This window comes from Seongchinamella sediminis (assembly GCF_003457605.1).
Classification (GTDB): Bacteria; Pseudomonadota; Gammaproteobacteria; order Pseudomonadales; family Halieaceae; genus Halioglobus; species Halioglobus sediminis.
This window is the reverse complement of the sequence record NZ_QRAN01000017.1, coordinates 1-17,558: the sequence shown is the minus strand read 5'-3', so window position 1 is coordinate 17,558 and position 17,558 is coordinate 1. Positions and strand designations below refer to the sequence as shown.

Here is a 17,558-nt window from a genome sequence, read left to right as displayed (position 1 = left end):
AATAAGGTCTGCATAATGACTCCGTCGAGGCGAATGCGGACACCGTCATTCGGGCATTGAATGTCAGGCCCGAACGGTTATAGCTGCGCTTAGCCCTCCAGTTCCGCCCAGCGCTCCAGCGCCTGCTCCAGCTCGGCCTCGATCCGCGCCGCTTCGTCCAGCACCGCCTGCACGACGGTGTGCTCCTGCTGGTAAAAACCGGGGTCCGACATTTGTACTTCCAGCCCGGCCTGCTCCGCTTCCAGTGACTCGATGCGCGCCGGCAGGGCGTCCAGCTCGCGCTGGTCCTTGTAGGACAGTTTGCGTTTGCGGGGTTCGGGCTGCGTCCTGGTGGCAGCGGGTTCTGGTGCCGCCACGGCCGGCGGCCTCTGGTCGGCTGCCTGGCTCGCTGCGTCCTGCAGCCGGCCACCGCGGGCTTCCCAGTCGCTGTAACCGCCGGCCTGCTCCTCTACCTCGCCATTGCCCGTGAGCACCAGCAGGCTGGTCACCACGTTGTCCATGAACTCCCGGTCGTGGGAGACCAGCAGCACCGTGCCCTCGAAGCTGAGCAGGATCTCTTCCAGCAGCTCCAGGGTCTCGATGTCCAGGTCGTTAGTGGGTTCGTCCAGCACCAGCATATTGGCCGGCCTGCTGAACAGGCGGGCGAGAATCGCCCGGTTCTGCTCACCGCCGGACAGGGCCTTGGCCGGGGTGCGCACCCGTTCCGGGCTGAACAGGAAGTCGCCGAGGTAGGAGATGGCGTGACGGCGCTTGCCGTTGATCTCGATAAAGTCCTGGCCACCGCAGACGTTGTCGATCAGGTTTTTCTCCGGGTCGAGCTGGTCCCGGAGCTGGTCCGAGTAGGCGATTTCCAGCTTGCTGCCCAGTTTGACGGTGCCGGCATCGGGTTCCAGCTGCCCCAGCAGGATCCTGACCAGGGTGGATTTGCCGGCCCCGTTGGGGCCGACGATGCCGATGCGGTCACCGCGCTGGATAATGGTGCTGAAGTCGCGCAGGATAACCTTGTCGTCAAAGGCGTGACTGACCCCCTGCAGCTCCGCCACGATCTTGCCCGAGCGGGACGCCTCTTCCACACCGAAATCGGCCCTGCCCTGGCGCTCGCGTCGCTGGCTGCGCTCATCCCGCATGGCCTTCAGTGCCCGTACCCGGCCCTCGTTGCGGGTGCGCCGGGCCTTGATCCCCTGGCGAATCCAGGCTTCCTCCTGGGCCAGCTTTTTGTCGAACAGCTCATTGGCCCGCTCCTCCGCCGCCAACTCCTGTTCGCGGTGGCGCAGGAAGCCGCGGTAATCGCCGCGCCACAGGCTCAGGTGTCCCCGGTCCAGCTCGGCGATGCAGTTGACCACGTTTTGCAGGAAGCGCCGGTCGTGGGTAATGAGGATCAGGCTGCCGCGATAGTTGCGCAGCTGTTCTTCCAGCCAGGCGATGGCCGGGATGTCCAGGTGGTTGGTGGGCTCGTCCAGCAGCAGGATATCGGGTTCGCTGACCAGGGCGCGGGCCAGGGCTACCCGCCGGCGCCAGCCCCCGGACAGGTCGCGCATACTGGCGTCAGCGGGCAGTTGCAGCTGGCTGAGGGTGGTTTCCACCCGCTGCTGCAGGTTCCAGCCATCCACCGCCTCCAGTTTGTGTTGCACCCGGGCCAGGGCGTCCATGTCCTCGCCCTGGACCAGGTGGTGGTACCGGGCCAGCAGCTCGCCGGCTTCTTCCAGGCCGCCGGCGACCACGTCGTAGACCGTCAGGTCGTCGGCCTGGGGCAGGGTTTGCTGCAGCCGGGCGAGTCGGGTGCCGGGACGCAGCCAGCGCTCGCCGCTGTCCAGGGCCTGCTCCCCCGCCAGTACCTTCAGCAGGGTGGTCTTGCCGGCGCCGTTGCGGCCCAGCAGGCCCAGTTTGTCGCCGCGGGTAATGCTCAGTTCCACCTCGTCCAGCAGTACCTGGGTGCCGTAGTGGAGGCTGGCCTTGTCGAGTTTAAGCAGGGGCATGGTCGGGTCGCGGGTCCGGGTTCAGGGGGAGGCGAATTCTACGCCAGTTGCGGCCGCCGCTACAGCCCCGCGCGGAAATGTTGCCGCAGGTGCTGGACCAGGGCCTGGGCCGGGCGCGACAGGCCGTGGCGCCTGCGGGTAAAGATGCCTACCTGGCGCTCAATGGCCGGGCCGTCCAGGGGCTTGCACAGAATGCCCAGCGACTCCATCTGCTGGCGGCACAGCTGGGGGACCACGGCCACCCCCAGCCCCACCGACACCATGCGGCCGATGGTGGCCAGCTGGTGGGCCTCCAACAGCTGCCCGGGGCTGACCCCCACCGCGGCCATCGCCGCCTCGGTGGTCGCCCGCGACCAGGAACCCCGGTTCATGGCGATGAAAGGCTGCTGCACCAGTTGCTGCCAGTCCAGCCGCGGCGCTGCGGCCAGCGCCGAGTCCCGATGGACCAGGGCTATCCAGCGATCGGGGAACAGCGGGGTGAAATCCACGCCATCCAGCTGTTCCGGTTCAAAGGTGATGCCCAGGTCCACCTGGCCGCTGCGTACCGCCTCGATGGTGGCCTCCATGACCACATCCTCGACGCCGATATTGAGGGTGGGGTAGGCGCGCTGGAAAGCGGCCAGGGCCTCGGGAAACTGGTTCATGGCCAAGGAGGGCATGACCGCGACACTGACTTTGCCCTGCTGCAGGCTGAAGCTGCGCCCCAGGTCGTCGAAGGCCTGGTCCCAGTCCGCCAGCAGGCGGCGGGCGGAGGGCAGGAAGCTCCGGCCCTCGGGGCTCAATTCCAGTGAACGGGTGGAGCGGGAAAACAGCTTGCCGCCGGCTTCCTGCTCCATTTTCTTGATGCTCACGCTGAGGGCCGACTGGGACACATGCAGCAGGTCCGCCGCCTCGGCGAAGGAGTGGCTGCGGGCGAGGGTGACAAATGCCCGCAGTTGGCGCAGTGTGATATTCATAAATAAAACAGAATAAATAATCCATATATTCAATTTGATCAATATATGATGATGACGCATATTGCGCAATCAATGCATTGAGTGTGTACCGGCCCCAGGGAGATAAAGTTATGAACCAGCCATTGTGGCAGCCCGATCCGCAACGCATTGCCAGCGCCCTAATCACCCGGTTCCGGGATGAACTCAAGGCCGAGGGATTCGCGGTGGGCGAAACCTACGCCGATCTGCACCGCTGGTCGGTGGACCAGCCGGAACAATTCTGGCAGGCCCTGTGGCGCTTCGGCGAGGTGGTGGCCGAGGGCGACCGTGAGCCGGTGCTGGTAGACGGCGATCGGTTTCCGGGCGCACGCTGGTTCCCCAGTACCCGGCTCAATTTCGCCGAGAACCTGCTGCGTTACCGCGATGAACGCGTCGCCCTGGTATCACTGCTGGAAAATGGCGAGCGCCGGGAGCTGAGCTACCGCGAGCTGTACCGGCAGGTGGCGCAGCTGGCGTCGGCGCTGCGCGCGCTGGGGGTGGAGCCAGGTGACAGGGTGGCGGGCTTTCTGCCCAATATCTCCGAGACCGTGGTCGCCATGCTGGCGGCCACCAGCCTGGGGGCGGTGTGGTCGTCCTGCTCACCGGACTTCGGCATCAACGGGGTGATGGATCGCTTCGGCCAGATCCGGCCGCGGGTGCTGTTCGCCGCCGACGGCTACCTCTACAACGGCAAGCGCTGCGATTCACTGGCGCGGGTGGCGGCGATCCGCGAGCAGATTGACAGCATCGAGCAGGTGGTAGTGGTGCCTCTGCTGGAGGCAGCGCCAGACATCAGCGCCATCGACGGCGCGGTGCTGTTTCCCGCGTTCCTCGACGCCCGGGCGAGCGAACCGGAGTTTGTCCGCCAGCCCTTCGACCATCCGCTGTACATCATGTATTCATCGGGCACCACCGGTGTCCCCAAGTGCATCGTCCACGGTGCCGGCGGCACCTTGCTGCAGCATCTCAAGGAGCATCGCCTGCACGCCGACCTGTCCCGCGACGACGTGTTCTTCTATTTCACCACCTGTGGCTGGATGATGTGGAACTGGCTGGTTTCCGGCCTGGCAAGCGGGGCCACCCTGGTGCTCTACGACGGCTCGCCCTTCGCCGATGACGGGCGGCTGCTGCTGGACGCGATCGACCGGGAGGGGATCAGCGTGTTCGGCACCAGCGCCAAATTTATTGCCGCCCTGGAAAAGGCCGGCCACAAGCCGGCCCGCAGCCACGACCTGGGCACCCTGCGCACCATACTGTCCACCGGATCGCCACTGTCCCACGAGAGCTTCGAGTACGTTTACCGGGACTTCAAGCAGGATGTCTGCCTGTCAAGCATTTCCGGGGGTACCGATATTCTCTCCTGCTTTGTTGGAGGCTGCCCGACGCTGCCGGTTTACACCGGCGAAATCCAGGCGGCGGGACTGGGTATGGCGGTGGAGATCTGGAACGATGAGGGCCAGCCAGTGCGCCAGGAGAAGGGCGAACTGGTCTGCACGCGGCCCTTTCCCTGTGCCCCCATCGGCTTCTGGAACGACCCCGATGGCAGCAAATACCACAGCGCCTACTTCGATACCTACCCCAACGTCTGGGCCCACGGCGACTACGGCGAGATCACCGAACACGGTGGTTTTGTGATCCACGGCCGCTCCGACGCGGTGCTCAATCCCGGTGGGGTGCGTATCGGCACGGCGGAAATCTACCGCCAGGTCGAGCGGGTGGAAGAGGTGGTGGAGAGCATCGTTATTGGCCAGCAGTGGCAGGACGACGTGCGCGTGGTGCTGTTCGTGGTGCTGCGCGAGGGGCTCAGCCTGGACGCGGCGCTGCAGGCCCGGATTCGCCAGTCGATCCGCGACCATACCACCCCGCGCCATGTGCCCGCGGTCATTGTCCAGGTGAGCGATATTCCCCGCACCATCAGCGGCAAGATCGTCGAACTGGCGGTGCGCAACGTGGTCCACAACCGGCCGGTGAAGAACACCGATGCCCTGGCCAACCCCGAGGCCCTGGAACTGTACCGTGATCTGCCCGAGTTACAGGCCTGAGCGGGCCTGTTTTCCCGCGGGGGTTCTGGTAAAGTTGCGTCCGCGTTTTGAGAGTTGTATTGACAGAAAACCCGGAGAGTCTCGATGAGTGAGCGTGAAGTAGTTGTTTTGAGTGGTGTTCGCACCGCTATCGCCGATTTTGGCGGCAGTTTGAAAGATGTGCCCCCAACCGAGCTGGCCGGCCAGGTGGTCGCCGAGGCGGTGAAGCGCTCCGGCCTGCAGGGTGAGGATATCGGTCACTGTGTCATTGGCTCGGTCACCCACAGCGATCGTCGCGACATGTACATGGGCCGGGTTGCCGCGCTCAAGGGCGGCCTGCCCATCGAGACCCCTGCGCTGACGGTCAACCGCCTCTGTGGCTCCGGCCTGCAGGCGGTGATTTCCGCCGCCCAGATGGTGTTGCTCGGCGATTGTGACGCGGTGGTCGCCGGCGGCGCCGAATCCATGACCCGGGTGCCCTACTGGCTGCCCAAAGCCCGCTTCGGCGCCCGCATGGGTGATGCCACCATGGAGGACCCGATGATGGGGGCCCTGACCTGCCCCATGGGCGATACCCACATGGGTATTACCGCCGAAAACCTGGCTGAGAAGTACAGCGTCAGCCGCGAGGAACAGGATGAACTGGCGGCGGAGAGCCACCGCCGGGCCCAGCGCGCTATCGAGGGCGGCTATTTCAGGGAGCAAATCCTGCCCATCGAGATCAAGACCCGTAAAGGCGTCACCGTGTTCGACCAGGACGAGCATGTGCGTATGGATGCCACCCAGGAAAGCATGGCCGGGTTGCGCGCCGCCTTCAAGAAGGACGGTACGGTCACCGCCGGCAACGCCTCCGGTATCAATGACGCCGCCGCGGCACTGGTGATGATGGAAAAAGGCGCTGCCGAGGCGCGTGGCCTCAAGCCCATGGCGCGGCTGGTCGGTTACGCCCTGGCGGGGGTCGACCCGTCGATTATGGGTATTGGCCCGGCACCGGCGGTACGCAAACTGCTGGAGAAGACTGGCGTGGCCCAGGACGAGGTGGATATCTGGGAGTGTAACGAGGCCTTTGCCGCCCAGGCGCTGTCGGTGGTGAAGGAGTTGGGCCTGGACCCGGCGAAAGTGAACCCCAACGGTTCCGGCATTTCCCTGGGCCATCCGATTGGCGCCACCGGCGCGCTTATCACGGTCAAGGCGCTGTATGAACTGGAGCGTACTGGCGGCCGCTATGCGGTATCTACCATGTGCATCGGCGGCGGCCAGGGCATCGCGGCCCTGTTTGAACGCCTGTGATACTGGGGCAGCACCAACAGGCGCTATACGACCGCCAGGTAGCCGCCTGGTTGCTGCTTTGTGCCGCGGTGATTTTCGGCATGATCACGCTGGGCGGGGTGACCCGCCTCACCGGGTCGGGCCTGTCCATGGTGGAGTGGAAGCCGCTGATGGGGGTGATACCCCCCATTGGTGAAGAGGCCTGGCAGGAGACCTTCGACAAGTACAAGCAGTTCCCGGAGTACCAGAAGGTGAACCGCGGCATGGACCTGGACGGTTTCAAGTCCATTTTCATGTACGAGTACCTGCACCGGGTGCTGGGCCGCCTGATTGGCGTACTGTTTTTTGTGCCCATGGTGTTTTTCGCCATGAAAGGCAGGGTGCGGGCCGGCGTCATGCCCAGGCTGTGGATACTGTTTGCGCTCGGCGGCCTGCAGGGGCTGCTCGGCTGGTACATGGTCAAGAGCGGGCTTGTCGATAACCCGCGGGTGAGCCAGTACCGGCTCACCGCTCACCTGGGGCTGGCGGTGATTATCTACGCCTACATGCTGTGGGTGGCTTTCGACCTGTTGTTCCGCAGCCGGTCCGGCGCGCATCCGCGGGCGGGTTTCTCCCGGGTGCTGGTGGTGCTGGTTTACCTGATGATTCTCAGCGGCGGCCTGGTGGCGGGGATCCGCGCCGGCTTTGCCTACAATACCTGGCCACTCATGGGCACCAGTTTCGTGCCGGCGGGCCTGTATGCCATGGAGCCTGCCTGGCTGGCGATGTTCGAGGACATCACCACCGTGCAGTTCAACCACCGGATATTTGCCTACCTGTTGTTTGGCATCATCCACCTGTTCGCCTGGCTGGCCTGGCGCGACGGGCTGGACGGGCGCGGCAGGGTGGCCATGGGGCTGTTACTGGCCGCGCTGTGGTTACAGGTTGTGATGGGAATCAGCACGCTGCTGCTGCACGTGCCGGTGTGGCTGGCCGCGGCCCACCAGGCTGGCGCGGTGGCACTGTTGAGCGCCGCGCTGTTCGCCAGTCACGTGCTGGTGAAGCAAACGCACTGACGTGCCGGGCCTGAATCAAGACAGGAAACGATAGCCGTCCTCGTCATCGTGGCGACGGCCGTGATTCTGGCGGCGGTCGTCCTTGCCCGGTTCAAAGCGCACGTCGGTGCGACGATCCATGCCGGTGCGACGATGTGCGCGCCGGCGCTCCACGCCCATGTACTTTTTGTTGCCGCCAGTGTCCGCGCCGCCCGAAGCGCTGCCAACGTCCCTGACTTCAAATTGTGCTCGTTCTGGCATGGTCAAACCTCGTTTTCTACTGCTACTACCGTTACTACCGTGAATACAGTATAGTCTGGACCAGCCGGTCCTGCATGGCAGTGAAAATTGCCCCGGAATGTGAAGCAGCTCACAGTTCCGGGGTCCATTCCCTCAAAAACCCAGTTTCTCCAGGGTTTCTTCCACGCTGGGGCCCTCCAGGGTAACGTGTTCACGCGCCCTGACCTGGGTTGGCTGGATCTCGTCCACGTTGGTCATGAACTGGCTGTACCACTTGCGTACCAGGTTGATGGGCCCGTCGCCGTCGCACAGCAGCGGGTTGTCGATGATGCACTTGTTGTTCCACACCGCGACATCCTGGTGGAAGGACTCGATATTCCGGGTCATGTACTCCTCGACCATGGCCTGGTTCTGGCTCTCGGAGGCATTCGGGTCCTTTCTCATCATGACCCCGAAGTTGATCACAAACTCGTTCATATCGGTGGGAATGTGGCTGACCAGAAGGTGCACTTCCATCGGCTCGCCGTTCATCATCCCGGTCATGGTTGTGGTCATGTAGGCGGGACCCTCATAGGTGGCCACGGAGGTAATCAGTCCCTCGTCCCCCTCGGTGAGAATCTCGTGACCACCGACCATGTACTGGACGAACTTGTGACCTTCCATGGTGTTGCGGAAGGACTTGACGCTGGAATAGTGGATGGGCCCGAAGTGGGCCATGTCCGCCATGTTGTCCACCAGTTCCCGGCCCAGGGTCTGGATGGGGATGGCCTCCATCTCCCAGTCGGTCCAGTCGTCGGCGTACCAGTCGTCCATGGTGGCGGGCTCCTGCTCGGCGATCGGTGGATTACCCTCCGGGTCCTGCCAGACAAATACCAGGCCATTTTTCTCCAGCACCGGCCAGGACTTGATCACCGCCTTGTCGGGAATCTTTTTGGCGTAGGGAATGTGGTCACAGACGCCATCGGCACCCCAGCTCCACAGGTGGAAGGGGCAGACCACCGAGTCGCCCTTGACCTCGCCGCCGCAAAGATCGCCGCCCATGTGCGGACAGTAGGCGTCGAGGATGTGCACCTGGTTATCCTCCTGGCCGCGATAGGCCACCAGTTTGGTACCGAACACGTTGAGGGCGCGGGGTTGCTGGCTGACGCTGTTGGCGTGGCCGATGACATACCAGCCGCGTGCGTAGCGCTCCTCGCGTTCATCCGCCTTGATCACATAGGGCTCGCGTCGGCTGGCTGTGGTTTTTTGTACTGCTGTCATTCTCATTGCTCCCTAGAGGAAAAAGTCTGTATTGTCTGCGCCCATCATGACGCCACCCACGTTGCGGCCGAACTTGAAGGGATTGTTCGCCACGTGCTGCCTGCCGGCGTTGATGTCCAGCCAGGCGCGGTTGAGGGGGTGGTCGCGGAAGATGCCCTGGGCGCCGCAGGCATTGAACATCAGGTTGATGGCCTCGGTGCACTTGCGCGAGACCAGGGCCGCGTCGAAGCGCATTTTGATGCGTTCCTCAATATCCAGCAGGCTGCCGGCACGGGCCGCAGCCACCATCCGGTCGAAATTGCGGAACATGATGGTCTGGCATTCATCCACCGCGGCAATGCACTCGGCCAGGGCCATTTGCGCATCCGGGTCAGTGGCGACCTTGTTGCCGTCATTCAGCCCGACCCGATCCCGGTTGACCTGCACGTAGCTGTCGATCACGCCTTTGAGACAGCCGATGCTGGAAGAGGACACGGCCCTGACGAAAATCTGGCCGAAGGGCAGGCGGAAAATATAGTGGTCGTTGACCGCGTTGCCCGGGCTGTTGCACTCGAAACCGTGGATAGAGCGGTGGGTACGGTGCTCGGGAACGAAGGCATCCTCGACGGTAATGTCGTGACTGCCGGTACCCTCCAGGCCGGACACTTTCCAGTTGTCGACAATCTGGTAGTCGCTGCGGGGCACCAGGAAGGTGCGATAGTCGGGGGCTTCGCCGGGATTTGCCGGCGGTACCACTGCCCCCAGGAAGGCCCAGTCGCAGTGTTTGGAGCCGGAAGAAAATCCCCAGTGACCCGACAGCCGATAGCCGCCCTCCACCGGAGTGACCTTGCCTACCGGCATATAGGAAGAGGAGATCAGGGTGGAGTCATCCTCACCCCAGACGTCCTGCTGGGCCCGGTCGTCGAACAGGGCCAGCTGCCAGTTGTGGATAGCGACCACGCCCAGTACCCAGGCGGTGGACATGCAGCCCTCGGCCAGGATCATCTGCACCCGGAAAAATACCTCCGGGTCCAGCTCAAAGCCGCCGTAGCGTGCCGGCTGCATGATGCGGAAGAAACCTGCCTGCTGCATGGCGTCGATGGTCGCCTCGGGCAGGTGGCCCAGGGCGGCGGTCTCGGCAGTGCGCGCGCGCAGGGCCGGTACCAGTTCACGGGCGGCAGAGTAGAGCTGCTCTGCCTGGGTTTGTTGCGGGGCGTTCATGGCCATTCCTCGTGTCAGCGTGATTGCTGGCGATCACTATGGGGACAGGATAAGCGACACTCATACCTCATATTGGCTAAAGCGGTCCGCGGCTTGATCTGGGTCAAGATGGCAACAAGGGGCGGTATTTTTAGCTGTACCGGCAGCCTGGCGGGGCAAAATCGGCTGAAAACGATGCTTATGTCCAGAATTGTGACCTGCACCGCACTCTCCGCGTAGTAAATGAATGGCGTCTGCCCTATCCTTTCCATCCCAAATAATTGTTTGGATTCAGCAGCTTAGTTGATGTCACCTGGCGCTTTTGGCCGGCGGTGGCAAGGGCTGACGACAACACTGGAGTGGAAACAAGGGATGACCCGCAGCGAAGACCCACTGCTGCAGTGCCTGCTGGCACTGTGCCGCTATCACGGCAATGCCTCGACGGCAGAGGCGGTGATGGGCGGCCTGCCGGCGGACAGCGGCAGGCTGACGCCGACCCTGTTCGAGCGCGCCGCCAACCGGGTGGGCCTGGCCAGCCGGGTTGTCTATCGCAATCCCCGCGACATTGAACCGGCGCTGCTTCCCGCGGTGCTGTTGCTGGACGGGGAGCGCGCCTGCCTGCTGATGGGCTGGGACGACAGTGGCGAAACTGCCCGGGTGGTCTACCCCGATCTCAATGAAGCGCTTGTCGAGGTACCCGCAGAAGCGCTGCTGTCTGGCAGTATCGATACCGCCATTGTCTGCCGGCCGCGCTTCCGCTTCGACCAGCGTGCCCCGCGCACCGGCACTTCCGAACGTGGCCACTGGTTCTGGGACGCCATGCGCGCCAACATGCCGATCTACCGCGATGTCCTGCTGGCGGCGTTTTTCATCAACGTGTTCGCCCTGGCCTTGCCTCTGTTCACCATGAACGTCTACGACAGGGTGGTGCCCAATTACGCCGTCGAAACCCTGTGGATGCTGGCGGCGGGGGTGATTATCGTGCTCATTGCCGATATCAGCCTGCGCAGCATGCGCGGGTATTTCCTCGACCTCGCCAGCCGGCGGGTGGACATCAAGCTCTCGGCGCTGATTATGGAGCGGGTGCTGGGTATCCGGCTCGAGCACCGGCCCCAGTCGGTGGGCTCCTACGCGGTCAACCTGCGGTCTTTCGAGACGGTGCGTGATTTCATTACTTCCGCCTCGGTGACCACCATTATCGATATTCCCTTCGCCCTGATCTTCATTGCGGTAATCGCCTGGATAGCCTGGCCGATCCTACTGCCGCTGGGCATTGGCCTGCTGGTGGTACTCGGGTTTGCGCTGTCGGTGCAGGGCAAGCTGAAAGAGCTGGCGGAAACCACCTACCGCGCCGGAGCCATGCGCAACTCCACCCTGATCGAGTCGCTGGTGGGGCTGGAGACCATCAAGGCCATGGGCGCGGAATCCCGTATGCAGCGGCGCTGGGAGGACACCACCGCTTTCCTCGCCCATGTCGGGGTGCAGCTGCGACTGCTGTCCAGTTCCGCCATCAATGTTACCCAGTGGTCGCAGCAAATGGTGACCATGTTTGTGATTGTCACCGGGGTTTACCTGATCACCGCCGGCGAGTTGAGCATGGGCGGGCTGATCGCCTGTACCATGCTGTCGGGGCGCATCATGGCGCCCTTTGGGCAGCTGGCGGGCCTGATTACCCAGTATCACAACGCCGAGATTGCCCTCAAGTCACTGGACGAGGTCATGGCCAAACCGGTGGAGCGCCCCGATGGCGCCCAGTTCCTGTCGCGGGACATGTTCAACGGCGAAATCGAATTCAAGAACGTATCCTTTGCCTATCCCGGTGCCGATATAGAGTCCCTCAGCGGGGTCTCCTTCAAGATCAAGCCGGGAGAGCACGTGGCGATCCTGGGTCGTGTCGGCTCCGGCAAGTCGACCCTGGAAAAACTGGCCATGGGACTGTACCAGCCCACCAGCGGTGCCATCATGATCGACGGCATAGACCTGCGCCAGCTGGACCCAAGCGAGCTGCGCTCGCGGGTCGGTTATGTGCCCCAGGATGTCACCCTGTTTTATGGCAGCCTGCGGGACAACCTGACCCTGTCAGACCCGCAGGTACCCGACGTCGCCCTGGTGCGGGCGGTGGAGATCGCCAATCTCGCGGACTTCGTCAACCGCCACCCGCAGGGTTTTGACATGATGGTGGGCGAGCGGGGTGAATCCCTCTCCGGCGGCCAGCGCAAGTCGGTGGCCCTGGCGCGGGGAGTGATCAACGAACCGCCCATCCTGCTGATGGACGAGCCCACCGGCTCCATGGACCATTCCACCGAAACCGCGGTCAAGCAACAGTTACAGGAGTTTGTGCAGGGCCGCACCTGGCTGGTGGTCACGCACCGCAATTCGCTGCTGGAAATGGTCGACCGCATCATCGTCATCGACAATGGCCGGCTGGTGGCCGATGGCCCGCGTGACAGTGTGATCCAGGCGCTGCAGCAGGGCAAGATAGGTAAGGCCCAATGAGTGAACAGCAGCAAGCCGGCCCGGCGCCGGAAAACGCCACGGTGAAGCGCGGGCCCGGCCGCCGCCTGATCGACTGGCTGTTCTCGCCGTGGATGAAGGACGTCAATACGGCGCCCTACGACTGGCAGCAGGACGCCCACCGGGCCTTTGTGGAACAGCAGCCCCTGCGGGCGCGTGCGTTGTTGTATATGGTGGCGGTGATCGTCGTGGGGCTGGTGGTCTGGGCGGCGCTGGCGGAGATCGATGAGGTCACCCGCGGCCAGGGCAAGGTGATTCCCTCCCGCCAGGTGCAGGTGATCCAGTCGCAGGATGGCGGTGTGGTGACCGAGATCCTGGTCCGCGAGGGCGACGAGGTACAGCAGGGGCAGTTGCTGGTGCGGCTGGACCAGACCCGCTCGCAGTCCTCCTTCCGGGAGAACCGGGCGGAATACCAGGCCCTGGCGGTAAAACTTGCCCGCCTGCAGGCGGTGGTGGACAAGGCCGAGTTCCAGCCCGACCCCTCCCTGGTGGAGGCGGTGCCGGGGATTGTCAGCCAGGAACTGGCATTGTTCGCATCCAGCCAGGGTGAACTGGACCTGGAAAAACAGATAGCCGGGGAGCAATTGCTGCAGCGGCGCGAGGAGCTTATCGAGGTCACCGCCCGCGAGCGGCAGGCGGCGCGCTCGCTGGAGCTCACCGAACAGGAATTGCGCCTGACCCGGCCAATGGTGGCCTCCGGCGCGGTTTCGGAGGTGGAGATCCTGCGGCTGGAGCGCGAGGTCAACCAGCTCAGCGGTGAGCGCGAACAGGCCGCCGCCCAGATCAGCCGGATCAAGTCGTCGATCAAGGAGGCCGAGCGCAAGGTCGCCACCGTTGAGCTTGAGTTCGTCAACGAGGTGCGTGAGGAAATGGCCGATACCATTACCCGCATGAACGCCCTGCGCGAAGCGGGGCTGGGCCTTTCAGACCGGGTCAAGCAGACCGAAGTCCGGTCACCGGTAAACGGCACCGTGAAACAGCTGTACTACCACACTATTGGCGGGGTAGTCATGGCCGGCAAGGAAATTATCGAGGTGGTCCCTGCGGACGACACCCTGCTGCTGGAGGTCCGCATCCGGCCGAAAGATATCGCTTTCCTGGTACCGGGCCAGGAAGCGCTGGTGAAATTCACCGCCTATGATTTTGTCGTCTACGGTGGCCTGGACGGCGTGGTCGAGCATATTGGCGCGGACACGGTCATGGACGAAGAGGGCAATCCCTTTTACGAGGTGCTGGTTCGCACCCGGGAATCCGGGCTGGCGGAAGACAAGCCCATTATCCCCGGCATGACGGTGGAGGTGGATATCCTCACCGGTAAGAAGACCATCCTCGCCTACCTGATGAAGCCGGTATTGCGAGCCAAGCAATACGCGATGACGGAGCGCTGATGGAGCACCTGTTTATTAGCACCGCAGGCAAGCTGCGCGAGCGCTGGCAGCAGGCGTTCCCGCGGGCCTCTGCCGCAGTCGATGTGGAAGAAATTGGCCCGGTGATATCCGGCCCCCGGGGTATAGTCTGGCTGGACATCGCCGCCCTCGCGTCCGGCGAGCGCCCCGCGCAAGTGCGCGCCGCCACCGCCCTGGGCTGGCCTGTGGTGGTGATGGCAGCAACGCCCGGTGAATCCGAGGCCTTTCAGTTGCTCAACCAGGGCGCCATGGGGTACTGCCATGTGAAAGCAGCTCCGCAACAACTGCGGGAAATCGCCCTGGTGGTGGAGCACGGCGGCTTGTGGATGCCCCCGGAACTGATGCAGCGTTTCCTGGCGCTCTCCGCCCGGGTAGTGCCCACCCGGGCGCCTGTCGAGCCCGAGCTCAACGAGTTGACCTCCCGGGAACTGATGGTGGCGGAGCAGGTAGCCCGCGGCGCCAGTAACCGGGAAATCGCCGGGACGCTCGATATTTCCGAACGTACGGTAAAGGCCCATCTGTCCGCCATTTTCGAAAAACTGGGCGTGCGCGACCGGGTGCAACTGGCCCTGGCGATGAACAATATTCCCACCTATAGCACGGTGAACTGAACCGCTGTCATTCATTCAGCTCATCGGTATCTCCTTTGTGCCGTCATACCCGCGCAGGCGGGAGTCCAGAGTCTGTTAACCTCGACGCCCATCGCCCCCAGCCTGATAATGAGACCGGCGTCACACTCGCAAATCCGGCCAGGATCACGCGAATGTGATCCGCATCACAGTCCTGGAAACCCGTCCGCCTACCTGCCCAAAAGTACAATGTTTCGCTATCTCGCGGGGCGTAGTATCGGTGATCCTGAGTCCCGGTAGCGGCAGTTCTGGACCGTGGCCAGCAAGAACCACCAAGGAGAAAAAAGAGATGGAACCTGTAGCGATTGCGACTGTAGTAGCAGTAACCGGCAAAGCTTATGCAAGGAATGCAGACGGGGAGTTACGCGAAATTCGCCCGGGTGATGTATTGATGGAAGGCGAGACCGTAGTCACCCCGGATGGGGCGACCGTTGAACTTTCCCTTTCCGACGGCAGCCCTATCGTGATTGCCGACATGCCGGAACTGACCCTGACTCCCGACCTGGTGGCAGAGACCGCGCCCGGTGCTGACGAAAGCGCGGTCCAGGACGAGACGGTGGAGCAGGTACTGGCCGCCCTGGAAAGCGGCGAGGACCTGGGTGATGTACTGGATGCCACCGCGGCCGGCCCGGGTGCTGCCAGCGGTCCCGGCAGCGAGGGCCACAGTTTCATTCGCCTGGGCCGTATTGTCGAGGAAACCAGCGAGTTCAGTGGCATCGCGGGTACTGTAGCCACCGAAGACGAGGCGCCCATTGATGATAACTTCGCCCCGGTCGACGCGATCGATGATTTCGAGACTACCAACGAGGGTGAACCCGTAACCGTTTTCATTGAAAGCAACGACATTTTTGTCGAGGGTGAGGATGTTATCTCGATCACCCAGCCGCAGAACGGCGTTGCGGTGCTGAACGACGACGACACGGTGACCTACACGCCGAATGAGGGCTTCAGCGGTACAGACACCTTTACCTATACCGCTATCAATCCGAACGGCACCCAGGGTGATACCGCGGTGGTTACCATCGAAGTGTTAGCTGACCCCGAGCCTCCCGCACCTGAGCTTCCTGTTATCAACATCGGCGACGATGTGGTAATCGAGGGCAATACTGCCGAAGTGACTATCGCTCTGGACAAGACCTGGAGTGAAGCTGTCCAGGTCGACTTCGTGACCTCCGATGGTACTGCGGTTGCCAGCGTCGACGGCGGCGACTATGACCCCAAGTCGGGCATGGTCACTATCCCCGCCGGTTCCACCTCTGTTGTAGTCACCTTCGTGACCAACGAGGACAACCTGCGCGAACCCACCGAGTTCTTTAACGTCACCCTCAACAACGCGGTCAACGCGGTAATTGGCGACGGTGACGGTATTGTCGAAATTATCGATATATACGAAGAGCCCACCATCAGCATTGGCGACCAGACTGTGGTTGAAGGTCAAACCGCAGAAGTGCTTGTCAGCCTGTCCCGGGCAGCGGAGGAACCGGTAACCGTGGACTTCGTCAGCGCCGATGGCACCGCTATCGAAGTCAATGGTGACTACCTGGGCACATCCGGCACGCTGATCTTTGCGCCGGGCCAGACAGAGCTGACCATCAACGTGATTACGCTGGATGACTCTCTCGAGGAGCCGACGGAGAATATGTTGCTCAACCTGAGCAATGCCAGCAATGCGGTAATTGCCGACCCGCAGGGCGTGGTGACCATCGTTGATAACGATGAACCGGATACGCCCCCTCCGCCGCCCCCACCCCCGCCGCCGGAGCCGGGCGAAGTGGCCATTGAGGGTGGCGTCGCCGAGGGTGACGAGCAGTTCCTGCCAGACGGGCGATCCACGCTGCCTCCGGCGGACAAGAGCGACAGCCTGTCCAGGGACGGTTCATTTACGCTCACCGCGGAAGATGGCCTGGATTTTGTCACCATTCAGCCCGGCGCTATTGTGGCTGGCGAGTTGATTGTTGGTGCCCCCGTCACCATCGCTGATGACGGCGCTCTTACCGGCGCAGTGGTCAATATCGGGCCCATTGAAATAACCTTCACCGGCCTGTCAGGGCCGACGGCCTCGGGTGAATACACCGTCAACTACACGGCGACGCTTACCGGTACGCTGGGGAATATTGTCACCACCAGTGGTGAGCCTGCCGACGTGGCGGCGCTGGATACCGTGGTTGTCGGGGTGGAGATCGTTGTCGGTGATGTCCAGGGCGATACTGCCTCGGCGATCCAGACAGTTTCCATTGTCGATGACGTGCCTGACTCACAGCTCAGTGCGCTGGGAGAGGCGATCGCCAATAGCGAGGCCTTCGAGGGTGAAATTCCGACGCTGATTGTCGATGAAACAGTTGCCCAGCAGGACGATCCGGAAGATACCGATGCGGACCGCCAGTCCAGTGCTGATTTCAGCGCCTTCTTCAAGAGCGATACCAGCGGCTCCACCGCCACGACCGATGACGATGTGGTATTCGGTGCCGATGGCCCCGGCAGTGTCCAGTACTTGATTACACTGTCCAGTGGTGACGCGGTCCTGCCCGATGACGGCAGTGTGGGTGTTCAATCCGGCGTCTTTGCCGCTTCCGGCGACGGTGCTGGTGAGCAGATCATGCTCCACAACAACGCGGGTGTAATTGAGGGCCGCGCCGGTGGCTCCGTGTACTTCACTATCGAAATTGACGGGAACAGCGGTGTCGTAACCCTGACCCAGACTGACGCCGGTTCAATCGCCCATCCGGACGCCCCGGACAATCACGACGAGATAGTATCCCTCACCGGCGAAGGTCTCCTCGACGAGGGAGGCTCGGTATCCTATGCGATCGAGTTGACCCAGACTGTATTCGATTCCGAAGGCGACAACGATAGCGAGACTGTCGAGCTGACCGGTGATTTGTCTGGCGGCGCGACCGAACAAGGGGTCTTTGCCTTTAACTTCAGTGACGACGGCCCGATCGCCAACGACGACGGCGCCACCGATGACCGTATGGAGATTGCGGAGGATTCCGCTGCGGTACTGATCGATGTGCTGGCCAATGACGACGCCTTTGGCGCGGATGGCCCGGCGGCGG

The 17,558-nt window shown here is 62.9% G+C and carries 12 protein-coding genes; 7 read left to right on the top strand and 5 right to left on the bottom strand.

All coding sequences use genetic code 11. The features are described from left to right. Nucleotides 1-89: 89 nt before the first annotated feature. Both DWB85_RS14635 and DWB85_RS14630 read right to left on the bottom strand, forming a co-directional pair. Nucleotides 90-1,976: an ATP-binding cassette domain-containing protein gene (locus tag DWB85_RS14635; protein ID WP_117956117.1), complete on the bottom strand. Its 1,887-nt coding sequence runs from the start codon at nt 1,974-1,976 to the stop codon at nt 90-92. A 59-nt stretch (nt 1,977-2,035) separates the two neighbouring features. Beyond that, nucleotides 2,036-2,932 (bottom strand): LysR family transcriptional regulator, encoded by an 897-nt coding sequence (locus DWB85_RS14630; protein ID WP_205422752.1) that lies wholly within the window; start codon nt 2,930-2,932, stop codon nt 2,036-2,038. 110 nt (nt 2,933-3,042) lie between these two features. Here DWB85_RS14630 and DWB85_RS14625 point away from each other — a divergent pair, with 110 nt between their 5' ends. From DWB85_RS14625 to DWB85_RS14615, 3 genes are all read left to right on the top strand, one after another. Beyond that, nucleotides 3,043-4,992 (top strand): acetoacetate--CoA ligase, encoded by a 1,950-nt coding sequence (locus DWB85_RS14625; RefSeq protein ID WP_117956113.1) that lies wholly within the window; start codon nt 3,043-3,045, stop codon nt 4,990-4,992. Between the two features lie 84 nt (nt 4,993-5,076). Then, on the top strand, nt 5,077-6,261 hold the full coding sequence (locus DWB85_RS14620) for an acetyl-CoA C-acyltransferase family protein (protein WP_117956111.1): 1,185 nt from the start codon (nt 5,077-5,079) through the stop codon (nt 6,259-6,261). Beyond that, a complete protein-coding gene (locus DWB85_RS14615) occupies nt 6,258-7,295 on the top strand; it encodes a COX15/CtaA family protein (RefSeq protein ID WP_239017340.1) in 1,038 nt (345 codons plus the stop codon). Before DWB85_RS14620 ends, DWB85_RS14615 begins: the two co-directional genes overlap by 4 nt. 15 nt (nt 7,296-7,310) lie before the next feature. On the opposite strand, the gene DWB85_RS14610 is transcribed toward DWB85_RS14615, so the two are convergent. The 3 genes from DWB85_RS14610 to DWB85_RS14600 all read right to left on the bottom strand — a co-directional run bounded on the left by DWB85_RS14610 (nt 7,311) and on the right by DWB85_RS14600 (nt 9,974). Beyond that, the gene (locus DWB85_RS14610; protein WP_133300630.1) at nt 7,311-7,535 is read right to left on the bottom strand and encodes a hypothetical protein; all 225 of its coding nucleotides are present in this window, start codon (nt 7,533-7,535) and stop codon (nt 7,311-7,313) included. A 132-nt stretch (nt 7,536-7,667) separates the two neighbouring features. Next, nucleotides 7,668-8,774 (bottom strand): 3-ketosteroid-9-alpha-monooxygenase, oxygenase component, encoded by a 1,107-nt coding sequence (locus DWB85_RS14605; protein WP_117956107.1) that lies wholly within the window; start codon nt 8,772-8,774, stop codon nt 7,668-7,670. 12 nt (nt 8,775-8,786) lie between these two features. After that, nucleotides 8,787-9,974, bottom strand: coding sequence for a flavin-dependent monooxygenase (locus DWB85_RS14600; protein WP_117956255.1), 1,188 nt, complete (start codon nt 9,972-9,974; stop codon nt 8,787-8,789). Nucleotides 9,975-10,325: 351 nt separating this feature from the next. On the opposite strand from DWB85_RS14600, the gene DWB85_RS14595 reads away from it, so the two are divergent. From DWB85_RS14595 to DWB85_RS14580, 4 genes are all read left to right on the top strand, one after another. Then, nucleotides 10,326-12,449: a type I secretion system permease/ATPase gene (locus DWB85_RS14595; protein ID WP_117956104.1), complete on the top strand. Its 2,124-nt coding sequence runs from the start codon at nt 10,326-10,328 to the stop codon at nt 12,447-12,449. Continuing rightward, nucleotides 12,446-13,855 (top strand): HlyD family type I secretion periplasmic adaptor subunit, encoded by a 1,410-nt coding sequence (locus DWB85_RS14590; RefSeq protein ID WP_117956101.1) that lies wholly within the window; start codon nt 12,446-12,448, stop codon nt 13,853-13,855. Before DWB85_RS14595 ends, DWB85_RS14590 begins: the two co-directional genes overlap by 4 nt. Beyond that, complete coding sequence (locus DWB85_RS14585) at nt 13,855-14,484, top strand: response regulator transcription factor (protein ID WP_117956098.1); 630 nt, start codon at nt 13,855-13,857, stop codon at nt 14,482-14,484. The genes DWB85_RS14590 and DWB85_RS14585 overlap by 1 nt, the downstream gene beginning before the upstream one ends. Nucleotides 14,485-14,791: 307 nt before the next feature. Further along, on the top strand, nt 14,792-17,558 hold a 2,767-nt coding region (locus DWB85_RS14580), incomplete at its 3' end, for a retention module-containing protein (RefSeq protein ID WP_133300629.1).

Bases quoted from the DNA above. Each gene is read 5' to 3' on its own strand.
- DWB85_RS14635 (WP_117956117.1), bottom strand. From the start codon at position 1,976: ATGCCCCTGCTTAAACTCGACAAGGCCAGCCTCCACTACGGCACCCAG.
- DWB85_RS14630 (WP_205422752.1), bottom strand. From the start codon at position 2,932: ATGAATATCACACTGCGCCAACTGCGGGCATTTGTCACCCTCGCCCGC.
- DWB85_RS14625 (WP_117956113.1), top strand. From the start codon at position 3,043: ATGAACCAGCCATTGTGGCAGCCCGATCCGCAACGCATTGCCAGCGCC.
- DWB85_RS14620 (WP_117956111.1), top strand. From the start codon at position 5,077: ATGAGTGAGCGTGAAGTAGTTGTTTTGAGTGGTGTTCGCACCGCTATC.
- DWB85_RS14610 (WP_133300630.1), bottom strand. From the start codon at position 7,535: ATGCCAGAACGAGCACAATTTGAAGTCAGGGACGTTGGCAGCGCTTCG.
- DWB85_RS14605 (WP_117956107.1), bottom strand. From the start codon at position 8,774: ATGACAGCAGTACAAAAAACCACAGCCAGCCGACGCGAGCCCTATGTG.
- DWB85_RS14600 (WP_117956255.1), bottom strand. From the start codon at position 9,974: ATGAACGCCCCGCAACAAACCCAGGCAGAGCAGCTCTACTCTGCCGCC.
- DWB85_RS14595 (WP_117956104.1), top strand. From the start codon at position 10,326: ATGACCCGCAGCGAAGACCCACTGCTGCAGTGCCTGCTGGCACTGTGC.
- DWB85_RS14590 (WP_117956101.1), top strand. From the start codon at position 12,446: ATGAGTGAACAGCAGCAAGCCGGCCCGGCGCCGGAAAACGCCACGGTG.
- DWB85_RS14585 (WP_117956098.1), top strand. From the start codon at position 13,855: ATGGAGCACCTGTTTATTAGCACCGCAGGCAAGCTGCGCGAGCGCTGG.